This is a genomic window from Rothia sp. HSID18069 (genome assembly GCF_003989155.1).
GTDB lineage: Bacteria > Actinomycetota > Actinomycetes > Actinomycetales > Micrococcaceae > Rothia > Rothia aeria.
In genome coordinates this window covers 872,472-893,261 of sequence record NZ_RBMG01000001.1, presented here as the reverse complement: position 1 = coordinate 893,261, position 20,790 = coordinate 872,472, and the positions used below count along the sequence as shown (strand labels likewise).

17 protein-coding genes are annotated in these 20,790 nt (G+C 55.0%); 5 read left to right on the top strand and 12 right to left on the bottom strand.

Going from position 1 to position 20,790, the window contains the following annotated elements; all coding sequences use genetic code 11:
• Window positions 1-6: 6 nt before the first annotated feature.
• Window positions 7-801 carry a cytochrome bc1 complex diheme cytochrome c subunit gene (gene qcrC, locus D8M41_RS03960; protein WP_006887239.1) on the bottom strand — a complete coding sequence of 265 codons (795 nt, stop codon included), beginning with the start codon at window positions 799-801 and terminating at the stop codon, window positions 7-9.
• Window positions 802-850: 49 nt separating this feature from the next.
• Window positions 851-1,489 (bottom strand): aa3-type cytochrome oxidase subunit III, encoded by a 639-nt coding sequence (gene ctaE / locus D8M41_RS03955; protein WP_006887270.1) that lies wholly within the window; start codon window positions 1,487-1,489, stop codon window positions 851-853.
• Between the two features lie 240 nt (window positions 1,490-1,729).
• Here ctaE and trpD point away from each other — a divergent pair, with 240 nt between their 5' ends.
• Window positions 1,730-2,806, top strand: a complete 1,077-nt coding sequence (gene trpD, locus D8M41_RS03950; RefSeq protein WP_006887220.1) for an anthranilate phosphoribosyltransferase — start codon at window positions 1,730-1,732, stop codon at window positions 2,804-2,806.
• Window positions 2,807-2,912: 106 nt separating this feature from the next.
• On the opposite strand, the gene D8M41_RS03945 is transcribed toward trpD, so the two are convergent.
• Entirely contained in the window at window positions 2,913-3,359 is a 447-nt protein-coding gene (locus D8M41_RS03945; protein ID WP_006887343.1) for a DUF3054 domain-containing protein, read from the bottom strand.
• A 380-nt stretch (window positions 3,360-3,739) separates the two neighbouring features.
• Between D8M41_RS03945 and D8M41_RS03940 the strand changes: the two genes are divergently transcribed.
• From D8M41_RS03940 to D8M41_RS03930, 3 genes are all read left to right on the top strand, one after another.
• Complete coding sequence (locus tag D8M41_RS03940) at window positions 3,740-4,204, top strand: NfeD family protein (RefSeq protein ID WP_006887298.1); 465 nt, start codon at window positions 3,740-3,742, stop codon at window positions 4,202-4,204.
• Window positions 4,205-4,293: 89 nt separating this feature from the next.
• Window positions 4,294-5,274: an SPFH domain-containing protein gene (locus D8M41_RS03935; RefSeq protein WP_051121976.1), complete on the top strand. Its 981-nt coding sequence runs from the start codon at window positions 4,294-4,296 to the stop codon at window positions 5,272-5,274.
• Between the two features lie 161 nt (window positions 5,275-5,435).
• Window positions 5,436-5,777, top strand: coding sequence for an RNA polymerase-binding protein RbpA (locus D8M41_RS03930; protein WP_006887345.1), 342 nt, complete (start codon window positions 5,436-5,438; stop codon window positions 5,775-5,777).
• 99 nt (window positions 5,778-5,876) lie between these two features.
• Here D8M41_RS03930 and D8M41_RS03925 read toward each other — a convergent pair whose 3' ends face one another.
• The 6 genes from D8M41_RS03925 to D8M41_RS03900 form a co-directional block, all read right to left on the bottom strand.
• Window positions 5,877-7,469 carry an APC family permease gene (locus tag D8M41_RS03925; RefSeq protein WP_006887126.1) on the bottom strand — a complete coding sequence of 531 codons (1,593 nt, stop codon included), beginning with the start codon at window positions 7,467-7,469 and terminating at the stop codon, window positions 5,877-5,879.
• Window positions 7,470-7,754: 285 nt separating this feature from the next.
• Complete coding sequence (gabT, locus tag D8M41_RS03920) at window positions 7,755-9,095, bottom strand: 4-aminobutyrate--2-oxoglutarate transaminase (protein ID WP_006887199.1); 1,341 nt, start codon at window positions 9,093-9,095, stop codon at window positions 7,755-7,757.
• A 178-nt stretch (window positions 9,096-9,273) separates the two neighbouring features.
• The gene (locus tag D8M41_RS03915) at window positions 9,274-10,701 is read right to left on the bottom strand and encodes a gamma-aminobutyraldehyde dehydrogenase (RefSeq protein ID WP_006887118.1); all 1,428 of its coding nucleotides are present in this window, start codon (window positions 10,699-10,701) and stop codon (window positions 9,274-9,276) included.
• Window positions 10,702-10,828: 127 nt separating this feature from the next.
• A complete protein-coding gene (locus D8M41_RS03910; RefSeq protein ID WP_006887195.1) occupies window positions 10,829-12,301 on the bottom strand; it encodes an NAD-dependent succinate-semialdehyde dehydrogenase in 1,473 nt (490 codons plus the stop codon).
• A gap of 55 nt (window positions 12,302-12,356) precedes the next feature.
• Entirely contained in the window at window positions 12,357-13,247 is an 891-nt protein-coding gene (locus tag D8M41_RS03905) for a universal stress protein (protein ID WP_006887247.1), read from the bottom strand.
• A gap of 93 nt (window positions 13,248-13,340) precedes the next feature.
• Window positions 13,341-14,783 (bottom strand): flavin monoamine oxidase family protein, encoded by a 1,443-nt coding sequence (locus tag D8M41_RS03900; RefSeq protein WP_006887318.1) that lies wholly within the window; start codon window positions 14,781-14,783, stop codon window positions 13,341-13,343.
• A 189-nt stretch (window positions 14,784-14,972) separates the two neighbouring features.
• On the opposite strand from D8M41_RS03900, the gene D8M41_RS03895 reads away from it, so the two are divergent.
• Window positions 14,973-15,665 (top strand): TetR/AcrR family transcriptional regulator, encoded by a 693-nt coding sequence (locus D8M41_RS03895; protein ID WP_236588887.1) that lies wholly within the window; start codon window positions 14,973-14,975, stop codon window positions 15,663-15,665.
• Between the two features lie 103 nt (window positions 15,666-15,768).
• Here the strand turns inward: D8M41_RS03895 and D8M41_RS03890 are convergent, their stop codons facing one another.
• The 3 genes from D8M41_RS03890 to D8M41_RS03880 form a co-directional block, all read right to left on the bottom strand.
• Entirely contained in the window at window positions 15,769-16,503 is a 735-nt protein-coding gene (locus D8M41_RS03890) for a polyprenol monophosphomannose synthase (RefSeq protein WP_006887190.1), read from the bottom strand.
• Window positions 16,504-16,678: 175 nt separating this feature from the next.
• Window positions 16,679-17,764 carry a hypothetical protein gene (locus tag D8M41_RS12110; protein ID WP_006887244.1) on the bottom strand — a complete coding sequence of 362 codons (1,086 nt, stop codon included), beginning with the start codon at window positions 17,762-17,764 and terminating at the stop codon, window positions 16,679-16,681.
• A 39-nt stretch (window positions 17,765-17,803) separates the two neighbouring features.
• Window positions 17,804-20,704 carry a DEAD/DEAH box helicase gene (locus D8M41_RS03880; RefSeq protein WP_126926442.1) on the bottom strand — a complete coding sequence of 967 codons (2,901 nt, stop codon included), beginning with the start codon at window positions 20,702-20,704 and terminating at the stop codon, window positions 17,804-17,806.
• Window positions 20,705-20,790: the final 86 nt, after the last annotated feature.

Genomic DNA, 20,790 nt, shown 5'->3' with positions numbered 1-20,790 from the left:
GCGTACCTACGCTGAACGGGAAGTCAGCCAGATGACGAAGACGATTACAATACCTAAACCGACGGTCCAAATGAGCAGACCCTCAGAAACAGGGCCCAACGACCCAAGTTTCATGCCGCCGGGGGAGACGTTCTTCTCCTGGGCTTTTAGGTAGGTAATAACGTCTCGTTTTTCTTCCGGGGTAAGGTTTGCATCGTTGAAGACGGGCATGTTTTGCGGGCCGGTCTCCATGGCTTCATAGATGTGCTGCTCCTTCACGCCCATCAGGGTGGGGGCGAACTTACCGCGGGTTAGTGCCCCACCAGCGCCTGCTGCGTTGTGGCACATTGCGCAGTTGGCAAGAAAGACACGTGCCCCATTGGCAGCATCACCTTGGGTGGTATCAAGGTACGCTGTCTCGGGGATAGTTGGCCCAGCCCCAAGTGAAGCAACATATGCAGAGAGCTGCCTGGTCTGCTCCTCGTTGAACTGGCCTGGTTTAATCTGTGCCTGCGTGCCCTGCATCTGCATGGGCATACGACCGGTACCGACCTGGAAGTCAACAGCGGCCGCACCGACACCAATCAGCGAAGGACCATCGGCGGTACCTTCGGCGTTTGTGCCGTGGCAGGTTGCGCAGTTTGCCTGAAACAGTTTCTGTCCTGCTTCTACATCCTGTTGGGTGTATGCATGGTTTGACTCAGCCTTAGCCTGATTGGTGGCAGTGGCAACTGTATATAGACCACCAGTGAGGATGAGGGCTAAAGCCAGCAACACGACGGCTGCAAGCGGGTGACGCCGCTTTTGGGAAAGTGCCTTCACGTCGTTTTCCTTGTGTGTGCTAGATGGGGTAAGGACGGGGCGCTTGTCGCTACTTCACGAAGTAGACAACAAAGAAAAGAGCGATCCACACAACATCGACAAAGTGCCAGTAGTACGAGACCACAATGGCACTGGTCGCTTCGTAATGGCCGAAGCGTTTAGCGACGTAGGCGCGACCAATAATCAGGAGGAAAGCCACCAGACCGGCGGTCACGTGGAGAGCGTGGAAACCTGTGGTGATGTAGAAGGCAGAACCATATGCGCTGGATGCAATAGTGACGCCTTCGGATACCAAGGTTGCATATTCGTAAGCCTGCCCGGCCACGAAGATAGCGCCCATAATGAAGGTCAACACGAACCACTCGGCCATGCCCCATGCCTTGACATTTAACAAGGAACCAGTGCGGCGGGGCTTGAGCTGCTCTGCAGCAAAAACGCCCATTTGGCAGGCGACGGAGCTAAGCACAAGAATGATGGTGTTGATCAGTGCGAAAGTCACGTTCAGCTTGTGCACGTTATCTTCCCAAATATCTGGGCGTGACGCGCGGAGCGTGAAGTACATGGCAAAAAGACCAGCGAAGAACATCAGCTCAGAGGCGAGCCACACCACGGTGCCAATAGCCACCGTGTTGGGCCTGTTCAGAGCCGGATGTGCTGGTTTCTTGGGGTTAACGGTTACAGTTGTCACATAGACATTATGTCGCTAAAACCGGCTTGAAACCAAAGACATATGCCTTAAAACCCTAAATACGTTAAAAATTACCTAGAAAAACCCCATGAATTCGGGGATTTTGGCTTCCGCGACGACTCTGCAATTTTTGTAATGTTCCGGTTAGTTGTCAGGCGCCGGTGAATCTTTGGGTCGTGTAGGGCGGTAGGGACATGCACGAAACCTGTCGTTTTGTATGTAGGGCTTAGAATCGAGAGTATGAACGCTACTGTATCTGAGCCTTTGAGCTGGAAGCAGATCCTCAACCAGCTGATAAAAAACATTGACCTCACCGTGGACCAGATTGACTGGGCCATGAATCAGATAATGACCGGAGTAACCCCCGAACCGGTGTTAGCCTCTTTTCTGACGGCGCTGCATATGAAAGGGGAGACCCCCGCCGAATTAGGGGCTTTGGCGCGCGGTATGCTTGCCAAAGCCGAAAAGGTGAACATTGGCCCGGACGCTGTCGATATTGTTGGCACCGGGGGAGACCAGCAGAATACCGTAAACATCTCAACAATGGCAGCTCTCGTTATTGCTGGCACTGGAGCCACCGTGGTTAAGCATGGAAACCGTGCATCCACTTCTAAATCCGGTTCTGCTGATGTTTTGGAGGCCTTGGGAATCCGCCTTGATATGCCCATCGAGTCTGTTGCGGAATGCGCTCAGAAGACGGGTATTACGTTCCTTTTCGCTATGACTTTTCATCCGGCAATGCGTTTTGTGGGGCCAACCCGTCGTGCGCTGGGTATTCCTACTGCGTTTAACTACCTGGGACCAATGACAAATCCGGCTCGGGTGCGGTCCTCGGCTATTGGGGTTGCGCACCAGGAGATGGCCCCTAAGATAACCCAGGTTTTTGCTGACCGGGGGGATCACGCCATAATTTTCCGTGGTAATGATGGGTTGGATGAGTTAAGCATCGCCACATCCTCACAATTGTGGGAAGCCTCTGCAGGCGAACTTAAAGAATATACGTTCACCCCAAGCGACTATGGAGTGCGCCATGCCCCACTGGAGGCTTTACGGGGCGGGGACGCCCAATATAACGCCACAATTTTTCGGGCCATTCTTGCTGGAGAAGGTGGAAACGGGGGAGAGCTGGGTCCTATCCGTGATGCGGTACTGATTAATGCGGCGGCTGGTTTAACAGCCTACCGGGACTCCGATGAAGGCGCTTTCGACGAGCGCTATGCTCAGGCGCTTGCAGACGTACGGGAGTCCATTGACTCTGGTGCAGCTGACAGTGTCTTGAATCGATGGATCGATTTTAGTCGTGCAGCAGCGGAATAGAATAAGTAGCATATTCGTCAGCTAACTATCGTGAAGGTGCGAAAGACTTGCCGGTTTTTCACACCTTCACGTTAAGGTTGAATGTTTATGTTCAGGGGGAGTAGGGTTATTTCTTTTTTCGGGTATTTAGTTTAAGCACCAGAGCTGCGACCGCCCGCCAGGTGAAAAATAACACGCCCAAGGCGCAGATAGAGACAATGATAAAGCTAATCTGCGCAATCTCACCGGTAGCCACTGCCCGTAGGATATGGCCGACGGCAAGAGTTCCACACCAAGCACACAAGCCCTGAACCCACAGGTTTTTAGGACGCTTACCGGTCTTGAAAACAGACATAAAAATAAAGACAAACCATACACAGGCCACACCAATCAGAAAGGGTCGAGCGGCTTCAAAAACATGATCAAGGGAGTACCCATGATTCTTCACACCGATGAAGGCAAAGAGAATCACCACGACAAAATCTATGAGTGCAGAGACCGCAATAGGAACGCCCCGAGACGCCGTGGCATTCTTGAGAGTATCGCGGCTTAACTGAGGATCACGGGAGCGCATAAGGAACATCTTTCTAGGGAAGAAACTGGAAAATCCTGATGCATCGATTGTATCGGTTATGTTCTCGTGCAGGTGCTGAATTCGCAGTCATGTAAAGGCCAACATCTATAGAAGCGGAACCAGGATTTAATGGCGTTGGGTGAGTACGGTGTGTTCCACAGGCGCTAGGCAGGACGCACCGAGAAGGTCAAGAAGGCGTAGATATCAGCTTGATGGGGTAGTGAATTTTAGCTTTACTTTACATAATGTATATTATCGGTTTTATAGGAACCTTGGTATCAGCTGTAAATCATTGATTGGTGATATTGCTCATGGGATAATGCTTCCAGTGGGCTCCTAACCCAAAGCCCATCATTGAACCTGCAATGAGGAGGAAATCAATGCTTGACTGGTTCATAGCTACACCATGGGCTTTGTGGCTTGTGATAGCCATTTTGCTGGCGCTGATTGAAGTTCTCTCACTGGACTTAGTGTTCCTGATGTTCTCTGTTGCGGCATTGGTCACAAGTGCATCAACTCCCATTAACCAGACATTCATCGGCCAATGCATAGTTTTCTGCGTTGTTGGTGTGCTCTTGGTTTTTATACTCCGACCCCGTTTGCTGGCGCGGTTGAATAAAAATACTCCTGAAAACACTACTAATGTTGCTGCACTGTTAGGTCAGGAAGTTGAAGTTGTACAGGCTGTCACCGCTGATGGCGGATTGGTGCGCCTTGAAGGTGATATATGGAGTGCCCGTTCAACTCTAGGGACTATACCCGCCGGAGGCAAAGCGCGTGTTGTAGAGATTGACGGTGCTACCGCCATCGTTGGAACTATTCAGGAGCAGCCTCTACTCCCCTAGCTAACCCTATTTAATCACCGCCCCAAAATTCGATAATATATTCGAAAATTTGGATTTTGCTCTAAGGAGGAATATCTAGAGTGTTTAACATTCTAACCATTATTGGTATAGCACTGGTGATCTTTGTGGTCATCGCTTTAATACGAACTATCAGGGTGATCCCTCAGGCTCGTGCTGGTATCGTTGAGCGCTTGGGTAGGTACCACACTACTTTCCATCCTGGTTTACATATTGTGATCCCTTTCTTGGATCGGCTGCTGCCGCTAATCGATTTGCGTGAACAGGTTGTTTCATTCCCCGCACAGTCTGTGATTACCGAAGACAACCTCGTGGTTGGCATCGACACCGTGGTCTACTTCCAGGTGACCGATCCTAAAGCCGCGACCTACGAGATCACTAACTACATTCGTGCGGTAGATGAACTAACGAGCGCAACCCTGCGTAACGTGGTGGGTGGGCTAAACCTCGAACAGGCTCTCACCTCCCGCGATCAGATTAACACCGAGCTGCGTGGCGTTCTTGATTCAACCACTGGTCGCTGGGGCCTGCGTATCTCCCGCGTCGATATTAAAGAGATCCAGCCGCCGCACTCCATCCAAGACTCGATGGAGAAGCAGATGCGTGCAGAACGTGACCGTCGTGCCGCTATTCTTACTGCAGAAGGTAAGAAGCAGTCCGATATCCTCACGGCAGAGGGTGAATCTCGTGCCGCAATTCTGCGTGCAGAAGGTGAAAAACAAGCGCAGATTCTTCGTGCAGAAGGTGACGCACAGTCGACTGTGCTCAGGGCAGATGGTGAAGCTGACGCCGTGCGCAAGGTGTTCGAGGCTATTCACCAGTCGAACCCCAGCCAGCAGCTGCTGACATACCAGTACCTGCAGACGCTGCCTAAGCTGGCTGACGGGCAGGCCAATAAGCTCTGGTTTATTCCGACCGAGCTTGGTGATGCACTGCGCGGATTGGGTAATGCTTTCGGGACCCTGCCGGTATCTGATCTTAAGGACGCACCCGTAAATATCACCAAACCTAAGCATGCCGGTGATGATCTCAATGGTGGTTCCGGTTTCTAAAAAATAGCCGTTTAAAACGCCTATAGTGAACTGCAGGCGGGTGGAGACAAGATTTCCGATATAATGGATGTTTCAAACGTTCGAGGGAAACTCTCTCCCCCGCCTGACGTTACACACGGATGCCTATAAGCATCAAACCACACCGGCTATTGGAGGAATAAGTGAGCGATCGTAGCCTGCGCGGTATGCGCCTTGGCTCCCAGTCCATGGAAACCGAATCGAACGTACAGCCTGCACCTCGTCAGCGCGTTGAATACCGTACCGCCGACGGCGACCGGGTATTTGTGACCTTCGCGGCCGAAGCTGAAATCCCTCAGACTTGGACTGCTAAATCTGGTAAAGAAGCGTTCCTTGTAAATGGCGACAGTGGTTCCTCTGCCGAGGACGAGAAGCCGGTTCGTACTCATTGGGATATGCTCATGGAACGCCGTAGCATTGAAGAGCTGGAGAAAACCCTAGAAGACCGGCTGCAGTACTATCGGTCTCACTTCGCAATCTCGTAATAGTTTTTATAGGAATAGCTAAGGCGGTAACCCGCGTGTATGCGGGTTAGCGCCTTAGCTATTTAAGCTTGAAAGGACAGTTTCAAACTGCCTGTAATCCTATTCGATCATGTGCTCAACTTCCATAGGGATCTTTCCTTTAAAGAACGCTGGGCGAACACACCGCTGATATGTCATAACACACAGCCCCAGAATAAGTATTGCTACGCTCAAGCAGAAAACAAGCCCGACTCCCCCAATCTCGGAACCTGACCCGTATCCGGGATCCATCGAATCGTAGCTGGTTCGTGCGAAGAACACTAGAAGCATAATGCCGCCCAGCATCGGGAAAAGGAACTTATTCAAGAATTCCTTAATCCCTGAAGAAAACGAAACTTTACGGAAATACCATACGCATGCGAACGCCGTAATCCCGTAGTACAGGCATACCATGAGGCTCAGCGCAGAGATTGTATCCCACAGGACAGATGTAGAGATAAAACGCATAAGAACGTAAAACAGTGTAGCGATTAAACAGGAAGCAAGCGTTGCGTAGCTTGGGGACTGGAATTTAGGGCTAATATTCGCGAACTTGGGCCCCAGAGCCTTGTAATAGCCCATTGCCAGCAGCGTGCGGGCTGGCGACACAGCGGTTGATTGCAAAGAGGCAAGGGCAGAAATCAGCACTGCAAACGACATCATAATGCCAAGAGCCCCCAAGACAGGGCCGGAGAGAGCAGCAAAAATATTCTCCTGGTTGTCAGGGTTGCCCAGTCCCAGCCCCTCCGATGAGGTGCCTGCGAAAGCTAGGGTGCCGACTGAGATAAGCAAATAGAGAAGAACTACAGTCAAAATGGTTCCCACCGCGGCCTGCCCGCTGGTAGTGTGCTCCCCTTCTGTCTCCTCATTCATGGTGAGCACCGCGTCCCAGCCCCAGTAAATAAAGAACACAAGAGAAATACCGGATGAAAAAGCTGAGAAAGATTCAACTCCAAACGGGTTAAACCATTCGAAGGTTGGGGATAAATTAGCGAAACCTTCTCCAGTGATGGCCTTATAGAGGGCAACGATAGCAAAGATAGCGAGAACTACAAGCTGGAAAATAATAAATACGGTTTGGATTTTCTGGGTGGCATCTAGGCCGCGGTAGGTGATATAGCACCCGAAAGCCATAAATGCTAAGAAAGTTCCAATATTAATGAGGTTATTGCTGGATAGAGTAGCCAGATCAGGGTTTGAGAAAACCTGTGAAAGGGCTAGGTAGAAGAAATCAACAGCGATCCCTGCTAAATTCGAGAGAACCAAGATAGTAGCAGCAAGAAGCGCCCAGCCCCCAATCCATCCGACCCACGGGCCAAATGCTTTGGTGGTCCATGTGAAGGTGGTTCCTGCATCGGGCATAGCAGCATTGAGCTCTCGGTACCCGATGGCCACTAAAAGCATGGGGATGAAACCGATCAGGAAGATAGCAGGCATATGCTCACCTGCAACAGCCCCTACAGGCCCTAGTGCCCCGGACAAAGAATATGCTGGGGCAACCACAGAAATACCAATAATAATAGACCCAAAGAGAGAAACGGATCCGGAAGAAAGCCCCTTCTTATTGGCGGCGCTGGTATCTATAGCGCCATGAGGGTGCGCTGGTGCAGCGTCCTGAATATGGACCTGCCCGTGAGGATTAGACTGTTTATGAGACTGACTATTCTGAGTCAAGGTGCCTCTCCTTTCGGAGCTATCTCATCGCTAGATGGGTGTGTGCTCATAGCGACCTGCTCAATATGTGATTCATCTTATGGAGTTAAGATTATACTAGAAATTTTAAACTGTAAGTGACATCACTAGTGATTGTTTTATTTTATACATAAAATATGTGAGGCAAGATATCGCGGTAAATGATATGTAATCTGCAAACTAAATATTGGTATATGTGATGCAAAATAAATTAGGTATGGTAAAGCCCCGGCCGCGAGAAATACCGGGGCTTTACCAATAAACGTACTAGGCTACATCACGAATTCCTGCCACAAGGATATCCATAGCCTGTTCTAATAGCTCATCAGGCATCGCCAAAGGCGGTAGGAGTCGCACCACATTACCGTACGTGCCGCAGGTAAGAATCAGTACGCCATGATCCCGGCAATAAGCTGCCACGTCCTTAGCCGCCGTAGGGTGTGGGGCTTTAGAAATGGAATCAGCCACAAACTCTAAGGCCAGCATGGCACCACGGCCGCGGAAATCACCTACGATATCTAACTCCTCAACCAAAGGAGTCAGCTTTGCCGTCACAATTTCCTCAATACGTAGCGCGCGGGCATTCAAATCCCACTCCTGCATAGTTTCAATAGCGGCAAGAGCCGCAGCACATGACACCGGGTTTCCGCCGTAGGTGCCGCCCAAACCGCCCGGCTGAACCTTTTCAAAAAGCTCCGCACGGCCAGTTACTGCTGAAAGCGGCATACCACCAGCAATCCCTTTGGCGGTTGTTACCAGATCAGGTTCAACCCCCTCATACTCGCTGGCAAACCATTTGCCAGTACGACAGAAACCGGACTGAACCTCATCCGCGATGAACACGATGCCCTTCTCACGAGCCCACGAAACCAAGGCAGGCATGAACCCCTCCGCAGGTACGATGAAACCGCCTTCACCCTGAATCGGCTCTAACACAATAGCGGCAACATACTCTGAACCAATCTGCTTTTCGATCACATCAATCGTGCGCTGTGCCGCTTCTTTACCGTCCATTGTCGGCTCGTCACGGTACGGGTAGCTCATTGGGACACGGTAGATCTCCGGAGCGAACGGGCCAAACCCCTTCTTATAGGGGGCAGCTTTAGCTGTCAGCGCCATTGTCAGGTTGGTGCGCCCGTGGTATGCGTGGTCAAAAACCACCACAGCGTTACGGCCGGTGGCCGCACGGGCAATCTTGACAGCGTTCTCCACGGCCTCGGCGCCGGAATTAAAAAGTACAGAGCGCTTCTCAAAATTGCCAGGAGTTAACTCATTCAGCTTCTCGGCAACAGCCACATACCCCTCATACGGGGTCACCATAAAACAGGTGTGCGTGAAATGGGCAACCGCCTCCTGAACAGCCTGAACAACCTTCGGGGCTGAAGCGCCGACGCTTGTAACGGCAATACCGGAGCCCAGATCAGCCCAAGAATTACCATCTGCGTCAACGATAACGCCGCCATCTGCATCCACCGCATACACCGGCATACCCGAAGCCACCGAGGCCGGAACCGCCGCAGAACGGCGCTGTCCCAAGGCACGTGAAACAGGCCCGGGAAATTCACCTGTAAGTTTAATATCTTGCGGAAGACGATACATCTCTACCATGAGAACACCTTTCATAGGTGGCGCGCAGGAACATATTGCGCGCACTAATATTTATGGATGCAGCCAACCCTGCGGCGCAGGCGCTAATACGCCCGCACCGCTTCGGATTAACACGCTGAAGGGATAGAAGGCACCAGCACCCCGCCCGAAGGCGCAAGAGGCTGGTAAAAGGGTGGGTTTATGCGCTCAAATCGCTCATGACATGCTTCACACGGGTGTACTCCTCCACCGAATACAGCGAAAGATCCTTGCCATAGCCGGAGAACTTAAACCCACCATGAGGCATTTCAGCGGTCAGCAACACGTGCGTGTTAATCCATACGGCTCCGAAATCCAGGTCCCGGGACACACGCATTGCCGTACCATGGTTCGAAGTCCACACCGAAGAAGCCAGCGCATAATCCACATCATTCGCCAGATTAATAGCCTCCTGCTCAGTCGTAAACGGCTGAAGAGTGAGCACCGGGCCAAAAGTTTCCTCCTGCACGATGGCATCGTCCTGGTGTACACCGCTCAATACAGTGGGCTCAATAAAGAACCCGCGGGTGCCGCACTGCTTACCGCCCGTCTCGACCGTCACATGCTCAGGCAGGCCCTTGAGCTTACCCATCACAGTATTGAAATGGTTCACGTTATTTAACGGCCCATAGAAATTCTTCGAATCGTCCTCGTTGCCAGTGACCGTATCCCGAGCGGCAGCGACCAGAAGATCGCGGAACTGCTCATAAACGCTATCCTGAACCAGTACACGAGTGACAGCAGTACAATCCTGGCCAGCGTTAAAATACCCGAAATCAGCCAGCATACGGGCGGTGCGCGGCAAATCTGCATCCGCAAAAACAACCGCCGGGGCCTTACCACCCAGCTCAAGATGCGAACGCTTCAACCCAGCAGCCGCACCGGTAGCCACCGCCCGGCCTGCCCGCACCGACCCGGTGATAGACACCATCGCGGGGGCTGGATGATTAACCATCGCAGCGCCCGTAGCGCCAGTACCGAGCACAACATTAAAAACCCCAGCTGGGAAAATATCGGCGATAAGCTTCGCCAGCTCTAACGTAGACTCTGGGGTGGTATCCGAAGGCTTCAGCACCACCGTATTACCAGCGGCTAAGGCGGGGCCGATTTTCCACAGTGCCATCATCAACGGATAGTTCCAAGGGGTGACTTGGGCTACAACACCCACGGGTTCCCTCCGCACATACGACGTATGCCCCTCCATATACTCGGCAGCAGCCTTACCCTCTAAGGTGCGGGCTGCGCCAGCGAAGAAACGAACCTGGTTTGCCCCGGCCAGCACCTCCTCGTCCCGAATCATCTCACGCGGCTGGCCGGTATTACGATGCTGTGCTTCAACCAGGGCATCCGCGTTCTTTTCTAACGCGTCTGCAAGCTTCAGAAGCATTAGCTGACGATCGGCTGGAGTGGTATGTTTCCATGTCTTAAACGCCTCCTGCGCCGCCCGCATGGCTGCATCCACTTCATCCGCAGTAGAAACCGGGGCAAGAGCCACCGTCTCACCGGTGACCGGATAAACAACCTCCAGCTCCTCAGCCGAGGCCGAATCAACGAACTCGCCATTTATAAAATTCTTCAAGCGCTTCATAACGTCTCTCCTTCGGGTTGTTAGAGCAACCGCGCCTTAACGCGATAGCTTTTTGTGTGTGCCCGCCACACCAACCAGAGTGCGGCGAACCCTAAAAGAAATATGAGGTACTTGTGCCGATACGAAACTATCCCACGTACGGGTCCCTCACCCCAATGTACTGGGTATAGGTGTACTCAGCGATACCTTCGGCGGCACCTTCACGACCCAAACCGGAATGCTTCACCCCACCGAACGGGGCCGCAGCATTCGACATCACCCCCACGTTCAGCCCCATCATGCCGAACTCTAGACAGTCAGCCATCCGCAGGGCACGGGACGTATCACTTGTGAACACATAGGAAGCCAAACCATACTCGGTGCTATTCGCCAACTGCACCGCCTCCCGTTCGGTCGTAAACGTCAGCACAGGAGCTACCGGGCCAAAAATTTCCTCACGGATCACACGGGCATCCCGGGGAACATCCACCAGTACTGTAGGTGCATAGAAGTATCCCGAACCGTTTATAGTGTGTCCCCCCACCATCGCACGTGCGCCGCGTGCCAGCGCATCCTGCACAAGTTCAGATACAGAATCCACCGCTTTCTGCTCAATGAGCGGCCCGCACGTGGTATCTGAATCAAGACCGTTTCCTACCTTAAGAGCCCCAATTTTAGCGGCTAACCGGGCGGAGAATTCCTCAGCTACCGACTCATGCACCAAGAACCGGTTGGCGGCAGTGCACGCCTCCCCCATATTGCGCATCTTGGCACCCATAGCACCCTCAACGGCTTCAGCAATATTAGCGTCCTCAAAGACAATAAACGGTGCATTACCACCCAGCTCCATCGAAGTACGCAAAACATTCTGAGCTGCCGCAGCCAAAAGCGCCTTACCAACAGGGGTGGACCCGGTAAACGAGAGCTTACGCAGCCGCTGATCAGCCAACAAAGGCTCCGAAATAGCCGAAGCTGAGGCTGAAGGCACCACATTAAGCACCCCCGCGGGTAAACCGGCATCCAGCATAGTCTGTGCGAAATACTGGGACGTTAGCGGAGTAAGACGTGCAGGCTTAAGAACTATGGTGCACCCGGCAGCAATCGCTGCACCCGCCTTACGAGTAGCCATTGCCAACGGAAAATTCCACGGAGTGATCAGCAGGCACGGACCAACAGGTTTGCGGGCTACCAGGACGCGGTTCTTACCCTCTGGAGTGGGGTGGTATCGGCCATAATCACGTACAGCTTCCTCCGAGAACCAGCGCAAAAACTCGGCACCGTAGACAACCTCCCCGTGAGATTCCGCCAGAGGCTTACCCATCTCAAGGGTCATTAAGGTAGCGAAATCGTCGGCGCGTGCAATGACTAGCTCATATGCGCGGCGCAGAATCTCGGCGCGTTCACGTGGCGATGTAGCAGCCCACTGCTGCTGTACCGCACACGCGGCATCCAGAGCAGCAACCGCATCCTCACTCGTGGCCGAAGATACCGCGGCAAGTTTCTCTTCCGTTGCCGGGTTAATAACATCGAATACTTCATCCGATGAGCTGGGCCGCCACGAGCTGCCAATCAGCAAACCTGTAGGCACCTTCGCCACCAGTGCCTCAACATTTACGCTCATATATTCTCTCCTTTTAGCAATAAATGCGCTACCGAAATATAACAATGCCCTGCGGCTACTCAATGACCGGTATGGAACCCGTCCACGGCTGCTGCTGCGACCCTTTACGCCCTGGATGGTAATCGCGTGGGACAACCACCAGCGGGATAGGCAGCTTAGTCATAATCTTCGCGGTTGTAGAACTCAGGAACAACTCGCCGCGCTGAGCCAGTTTGGAAGAGCCCGCCATTAAAATAGCGTTCTCATCCCAGTGCACAGAATCCACTGCCTCCACGATCGTGGTCCCAGCGCCCACTGCGATACTTAGCTGCTGCGGGTTTTGCGGTGTAACGTTTGACTGTTCCACCAAATCTTCAATACTGGCCCGGTACAACTCGTCATCCGCTGTCCCGTTTTGCTCATACAACGAAACTAAACGCACCGGTAAACCCGTTCGATTCTGGGTGGCGATAGCCTCTTCCACGAGGTTAATCGAATCAATATCAGGAGAAATTGCACAATCAATCTGATTAATGACGTGATCCGCGCTGTAATCACGCGGCGCTAAGGCAACAGGCACACGGGAACGGTGTAAAAGCGCGTTCCCCACTGCCCCCAAAGAGTGCCATAACCAATTGCCGCTATTGCCGCCGCCCACAATAATCAGCCCTGCGTCAATAGCTCCGGCTAACTCCATAAGACCCGCAACCGCAGAATCAGCGCGACGCAAATGAAAACGCGCTTTCACATCGGTGGGCACCAAATATTGCGCCTCTTCCAGCCAACCCACCGCCTGCTCCTGAAGTAGGTCACCAAAGTTTGATTTGGGAGCTGCAAGGCGAGGGTTCTGCGGCTTAATAACGTACACAACGTTTAACTCGGCCCCCAAAGAGCGGGCTAAGACCGTGCCTAAATTCAACGCGGCACGACCACGCGCATCAGGAGAATACCCTACAACGTACTTCATATTTCCCATCCGTAAATTCAGTAGCTCTACTGGGCGCACCCTAGTATTCAGATGCACCCAGTAAAGCTACCCGTGTGTGCTCTTACGAGGTGACTATTTGAGCTTCGCATCCAGCGTGGCTGCGGTCTTCTCCCCCATCCGTACCGCACCATCTACATGCTGGTAGCCATCAGAAGCAATATCAGAGCATGACCAGTAAATCGGCCCAACCGGGGTGAGCTGATCAGCACCATACCGGTGCAAACCACCCAAATCGTAGCTAGCAGCATATGCCCCGCGGGTCCACTCCTCGGCGCCCCAGTCAGATTCGTAGTACACGATGGGGTTTTTCGTTTCCTCCCCCAGCATCTGAGCCATAGAATCAAGAATCCGAGCCTTACGCTCCTCAGCACTGATAGTGAACATTTTGTCGGCTGCCTCATCTGAGACGAAACCTACCAGCGTGCCGCGTGACTCTTCCTGGTCGGTCTGCGGGTCATAGTTGGTGTTATCGTAAATCTCCTGCACCAGGTTATTAGCGGCGAAACAGGTACCTGAAAGACCCTTATCACGCCAGAAAGGAGTGGGGTACACGGCGTGCACCTTAATAACAAGCCCCAGCGACTGGTGCTGATGCATCTGATGCTGACGGCGATCCAACGCAGGTACGAAATGAACACGGGAATACAGGTTCGGCGGAACCGCCACCACCACATATTTAGCACGCACGATAACGTTATCGGCAGGGGAAGCCACGCCGTCTTCCGAGAATGCCTCAGCCTCAACACGCACCGGGTACTCCCCCGGCTCCTGCCACCGCAGAACACGTGCCGGATGACCCAAGATAATATTCTCAGCTCCTACCTTCTGCGCAAGAGCCAAAGAGACGGATTGCATACCGCCCACCACACGCTTATCCAGAATAAAATCTTCATCAACAAGATTAGAGAACGACCCAGCCGAAGCTGCCATCAGCACCGCCTGCAGAGCCGAGAACGCGTGAGCCGGTTTGGTAAGCATGCCTCCGGCAATAAAAAGCCCAATATTATTGCAGGCTTCTTCGTCATCCGACTGCGTGCGGAGCCAATGGTGAAAACTGATGGTGTCAAGCTCACGGGCCTTGGGGTGGGCCCACGGCTGCTGCGCCCCAATCTCAGCGGCGAGCGCATCTAGTTTTTCAATGAGGCGCACCATTTCCTGTTGGGTTTTTTCGTTGGCGGGGAACATGTCTCCCGTGTAGCGGTGCATGGTGCCGTTGGGGTCGCGGTAGAGGTTTTCGCCATCACGGTAGCGGGAGAAGGTTTTGAGGCCTAGTTCGCTAATGAGGGAGATTAGGGCGGTCTGGTCGGGTGAGACCCATTGGCCGCCGATTTCCAGGAATGCGCCGTCGATGTGGTTGCTCCAGGTGCGGCCGCCTACACGTTCGCGTGCTTCAATGACGGCTACGGTGTGGCCTGCCTGTTGCAGGCGGTATGCGGCGGTTAGTCCGGAGGGGCCCGCGCCGATGATTGCGACGTCGCGGGTTAGTTCGGTCGTGGTTGCATCTTTGGGTATCACGGTTCTTACACCTTTCGCTTGGCGAATTCTAAAAACGAATTCTGTTCGTTTTAGTGTATCCCAGAACACAAATAAATTGAAGTTGGTGATTTCTTGGGGCGTAAAATCTGCGGGTTTTACCTGTGTGTTTCGGTTATTGGGAGGGTTTTTGAGATTAAAATTTATAGCGAAAGATATGTGGGGTGTAGTGTGAGTTTTTCTTCTTCGCGGCGTGTGGGGCGTCCGTCTTCTACGGTGTTGAGTGCTTCAAAGATCGCTCGTCAAGCTCGTCGGCTTCTTGCGCGGGATGGGAATTTTACGATGGGTGCGTTGGCTCGGGAGTTGAGAGTGGCGCCGTCGTCTCTTTATAACCATTTCCAGTCTCGTGATGAGGTTTTGGGGGCTGTTAGTGATGCGGTGGTTAGTGAAATTCGGGTGGATTCTTTGCGGGAGGCTATTGTGGTTCTTGCTGAGCGGGAGCTTACGGTGCAGGCGAAGACTGAGTTGTGGGTTTCTGCTTTTGGTGCCTGGGGTGTTTCTTATCGGGATGCTTTTAGTGAGAGCGCGGAGTTGGTGGCGGCTTTGGCGTTGACTCCGGTGGGGTGGGCTCCGCAGACTTTGCGGATGTATGAGCTGGTGTTGGAGGCGCTGGCGGCGTTTGGGTGTCCGCAGGAGCGGGCGCTGAGTGTGGTTGAGGCGTTGGAGGCGTTTCTTTTGGGGGCCGCTTTGGATGCGAATGCGCCTGATCACGTTTTTGATCCTGCTGTTGCTGGGGGCGATTATCCGCGTTTGCAGGAGGCGTATCGGATGTTGCGGGGTGGGGCTGTTGCCCCGGCGGAGGATGCTTTTGTGGTGGGTTTGGAGGCGATGTTGTATGGGTTGGCTCGGCGGGTGATTTCGTGAGGGTGTGGTGGTTCTTCTCCCCTGCTGGATGGTGTGTGGGGTGGGGAAACACGTAGGGTGCCCGGCCTGTGTGGTTTCGGGCACCCTGTTGAGGTGTGGGGCTTTATTTGCCGAATTTTTTCTTGAGTGTGTTTACTCGGTTTGTGAGGCCCCAGCTGGTGACTTTGCGCATTGAGTCGAAGATGATGTTGCCGGTCATTTTTGAGGCCCCGATTTCGCGTTCGACGAAGGTGATGGGTACTTCGACGATTTTGAGTCCGGCTTGTTCTGAACGCCAGGCGAGGTCAACTTGGAAGACGTAGCCTTTGGAGTCGATGCCGTCGAGGTTGAGCCGCTGGAGTGCTTCGCGGCGGTAGGCGCGGAAGCCTGCGGTGATGTCTTTGACTTTGGTGCCGAGGATCGTGCGGGTGTAGAGGTTTGCGCCGCGGGAGAGGATCTGGCGGTGGATGGGCCAGTTTTTGGTTTTGCCGCCGGGCACGTACCGGGATCCGATGGCTAGGTCTGCCCCGGCTTCTACGGCGCGCACGAGTGAGGGAAGCTGCTCAGGCTGGTGGGAGCAGTCGGCATCCATTTCGATGAGTATTTCGTAGCCTTCGGCGAGGCCCCAGTCGAATCCTGCGAGGTATGCGCCGCCGAGGCCGTCTTTGACGGTGCGGTGCAGTACGTGGATTTGGGGGTCTTTGGCTGCCATGTCGTCGGCGATTTGTCCGGTGCCGTCGGGACTGTTGTCGTCGACAACGAGGATATCGACTTCGGGGGCTGCCTTGCGCAGGCGCTCCACTACGACCGGAAGGTTTTCTTTTTCATTGTATGTGGGAATAACGGTGAGTACGCGCATAAATCTCCCTGAGTCCTTAAATGCGAGTGGGATTGTAAAAACTTTCTCCTAGAGGTCAAGTATACCGGTTGTGGTGTGGGGTGCTGTTATTGGGTGTTTGATGCGGGGGTTATTTTAGGTAAATTTTCAGTTTGCTCACATGTATTTCGGGGTGTTGGTGGGGCTGGGGCGGGTTTTATTGTTCCTGGGTGTAGAGGCGCTCTAGTGTGGGTAACGGTACGTCGAGGGCTGGCAGCAGCGGGATGCGGGCGCGGGGGTCGGTGCTCCATGAGGCTACGCGTGAGTCGGGGGCTTGTACCATGAGCTCGGTGACATTCCAGATGGCGAGGTTGGCGGGGGTGTCGGGGACGAGCTGACCGGCGAAGGGGTTAGCGTCGGCGAGCGCACGGTGGGGGCTGCGGGTGAGTGCGGCGAAGGCGGAGCGTGCGGAGATTCCGCGGGGGGCGGTGGCGAATATTTTGACTGCTTGCCAGCCTAGTGGCGCGTCGAGTGTGGGGTCTGAGCCGATGCTGATGGGGGTCCCGATGGTGTTTGCGTGGCGGGCGAGGTCTGCGTTCTCTGCGGTGGTTTGCAGGCCGAGGCTGATACGTGAGTTAGCGAGCGCCTGAAGTTCTTGGTCGTTGAGGGTTTCTTCGGGTGTGGTTTTTATGGTGTCGAGGCGTAGGGTGAGGTGCGGGTGGGTGCGGCGGATGGTTTGTGCGGTGGCTGCTGCTTGGGTGAGGTGGGAGTGTGCGTTGATGCAGAGCGTTAGCTGTGTTTGGGCTGCGGTGTCAGCGAGGTGTTGGGCTTCTGTTGGGGTGTTGGCGTGTAGGCCGGCGAGGGTTAGTGGGGTGCCGTTGAGGGTTTCGCGGGTGTGGGTGATGGTTTCTGTGAGGGCGTGTGGTGGGGTGTTGGTGAGGAGGATCCGCAGGTCGGCGGTGGTGTGGGTGCTGGTGAATTGTTGGGCTGCTTCGATGAGCGGCTGTAGGGTGTTGGGGTCGGTGGTGAGGGTGTGGGTGTGGTATCCGGCGTGGTGTGCGGTGGTGAGGTAGGTGAGGATTTCGGCGGTGGTTTTTCCTGTGACGGGTGCGAGGGCGCGGGTGAAGGTGGGGGTGACGAGTTGGCCGTTGAGGTCGATGGTTTCCATGGTGTTGTCGGTGATGGAGCGTGCCCCGGCGTCGGAGCCTGCCCAGCGGACGGTTCCGTGTTCGGTGAGTATGGCGGTGGCGTAGGGGTCTGCTGGGGTGTAGATGCTGCCGTTGAGGAGTACACGTATGGTCATGGTGTTTGTCCTTAGGGTTCGCTGGTGGGGTGGTTTAGGTTAGATGTCGAGGGCGATGACGCCGCGGCGGATGAGGATGATGGCTTTTTCGCAGCGAGCGCGTAAATCGGCGTTGATGCCGTTGATGTGGGTGATCTGGTCGAGGGAGTCGATGACTTGTTTTGCCCAGCGGACGAAGTCGCCTGCGGTGAGGTCAGTGTTTTCGAGGGCTTTGGAGAGGTGTGCGCCGCGTGCCCAGGCGTAGATGGGTTCTACGAGCCCGAAGTCACAGGCGGGTGTTTGGGTGAGTTTGTGTTCTTCTTCTGAGGCGTTTAGCCGTGCAAGTTCACGGTTTATGGTGGTGATGCTTTCGCGTAGGGAGGGGTGGGGGTAGCGGGGCAGGTGTTCGATGGTGTCGCGTTTTCCTTGGTAGGTGAGGGCGGCGATGGTTGCGGCGATGGCGGCGGGGTCGAGGGTGTTGAGGAATCCTGCTTCGAGGCAGAGGCAGGTGAGGAGGTCTTTGTCGCCGTAGATGCGCCGTAGGCTTTGGCCGGTGCTGGTGAGGGTGAGTTCACCGTCGGTGGCGCGGTTAACGTACCCGTAGCTGGTCAGTAGTTGTGCGATGCGGTTGAAGACGTGGGCGATGGTGTTGGTGCGGCGGGCTATTTGGCGGCGGAGCCCGTCGGTATCAGAGTTGAGTTTGTACCAGCGTTCGGCCCAGCGTGCGTGGGTTTCCCTCTCGGAGCACCCGTGGCAGGGGTGGTTGCGCATTTTGGTGCGTAGGGTTTCTAGCTGTTCTTGTAGCCCGTTGGGGCGTTCGGTGATGGTGCGGTGTTTGGTCTCGCGTGGGGGTTTGTGGTCGATGAGGGCTTGGCGCATGCGCGAGGCGGTGTCGCGGCGTTCTTTGGGGGTTTTGAGGGTGAGCCGTTTGGGGAGCTTGATGCGTGAGACGGGGTCTATAATACCTTCGAAGTCGCGGGGGGTTGCGGTGCGGGTGTGGGCGTCTTCGGTGAGTATTCCGATGCGGGGGTCGGTGTTGGATTCGGCGCGGGTGGTGACCACGGCGTATCCGCGCAGGCGCCCGGTGGGGATGTGGATGATGTCTCCGGGCAGTAGTTCTTGGATGCTCTGGTGCGCTTGGGTGCGGGCGTGGCGCTGGTTTGTTTTTTCTGCTTTCTTTTCGAGGGCGCTGATGTCTCGGCGTAATGCGAAGTATTCGGCGAAGTCGCCGAGGTGGCAGTGCATGGATTCGTGGTATCCGGCGAGGGCGTTTTCGTTTTTGCGTACGCGGGCTGCGACGCCGACGACGGATTTGTCGGCCTGGAATTGGGCGAAGGAGGATTCGAGGATTTTCCGGGTGCGTTCTGCCCCGTAGGCTGCGATGAGGTTTGCCGCCATGTTGTAGGTGGGCCGGAATGAGGAGTTCAGCGGGTAGGTGCGGGTGGAGGCGAGGGATGCGACGTGCGCTGCGGTGGTGTTGGGGCGCCAGGCGATGACGGCGTGGCCTTCAATGTCGATGCCGCGCCGGCCTGCGCGTCCGGTGAGCTGGGTGTATTCGCCGGGGGTGATATCTACGTGGGTTTCACCATTGTATTTGGTGAGTTTTTCGAGGATGACGGTGCGGGCGGGCATGTTAATGCCAAGGGCGAGGGTTTCGGTGGCGAAGACAAGTTTAATGAGGCCGGTGGTAAAAAGCGTTTCGACGGTTTCTTTGAAGAGCGGCAGCATCCCGGCGTGGTGTGCGGCGATGCCGCGAAGGAGCCCTTCTCGCCATTCATAGTAGCCGAGAGTGTTGAGGTCTCGGGTGTCAAGGTGCGCGGTGGCTTCGGCGATGTATGCGCGGATGGTTCGCTGCTGCTCGTCGGTGGTGAGCATCAGGTCGGCGTCGATGCACTGGGTGACGGCACCGTCGCACCCGGCGCGGGAGAAGATGAAGCAGATGGCCGGAAGGAGCCCTGCTTTATCGAGGGTGCGTACCATCTCCGGACGGGAAATACGGTGCGGGCGCAGGGGGTTGTCCTGTGCGGCGTGGGGTGTGCGGCTGCTGTTCTCGAACGTTTGGGCGGTGCTGTGGTGTTTGCGGGTGCGGCGGAACCGTTCACGTTTGCCGCCACGGCCTCGGTAACCCCGGTCAGCCCCGTAACCGGGCCGGAGCTGTTTGAGCTGCGGGTTCAGGCGCATCCCGGCGGGTGCGGTGTGTTCGTCGGCGTCTTTTCGGGGGCGTTTCGTGGCGCGGCGGGCACCCGATGCGCTCTTCTCCTCCGGGTCGGGGGTGAAAAGATCCACGATTTGGTTGCCGACCAGCATGTGCTGCCATAGAGGTACAGGCCGGTGCTCCGAGACGATGACGTCGGTGCCGCCGCGCACCGTATCGAGCCAAGCCCCGAACTCTTCGACGTTAGAGACGGTCGCGGAGAGGGAGATAACAGTGACGTGTTCGGGAAGGTGGATGATCGCCTCTTCCCAGACGGCGCCGCGGAACCGGTCGGCAAGGTAGTGCACCTCGTCCAGGATGACGTACCCGAGCCCCTCAAGGGTGGGCGAATCGGCGTAGAGCATATTGCGCAGCACCTCGGTGGTCATCACAAGGACGGGGGCCTCGGCGTTAATGCTCGTATCCCCGGTAAGTAACCCCACGGTCTCTTCACCGTACTCTCGCACAAAATCGTGGTACTTCTGGTTGCTGAGCGCCTTGATGGGGGTGGTGTAGAAAGCTTTGAGACGTTTGCGTAGCGCCAGGTAGATACCGAACTCCCCCACCACGGTTTTACCGGCACCGGTGGGGGCAGCCACCAGCACCGCCCGACCGGACTCTACACTGCGGCATGCGCTTTGCTGAAAATCATCCAGCGGGAACCCCAGGTTTTTCTCGAAGGCCGCCAGGGCGGTTTTTGCGTGGGCGGCGCGTTGTTGAGCCGCCTGGTACTGTGCGGCGTAGCTGGTGTTCTCGTTATTCGGCATGGTTCTATTCTACCGATACACCAACCCCTAAAAACCGGGTATCCGCTGGGGCGTATGTAAAGCCGGGGGTGGTAAAACCGGTGCAG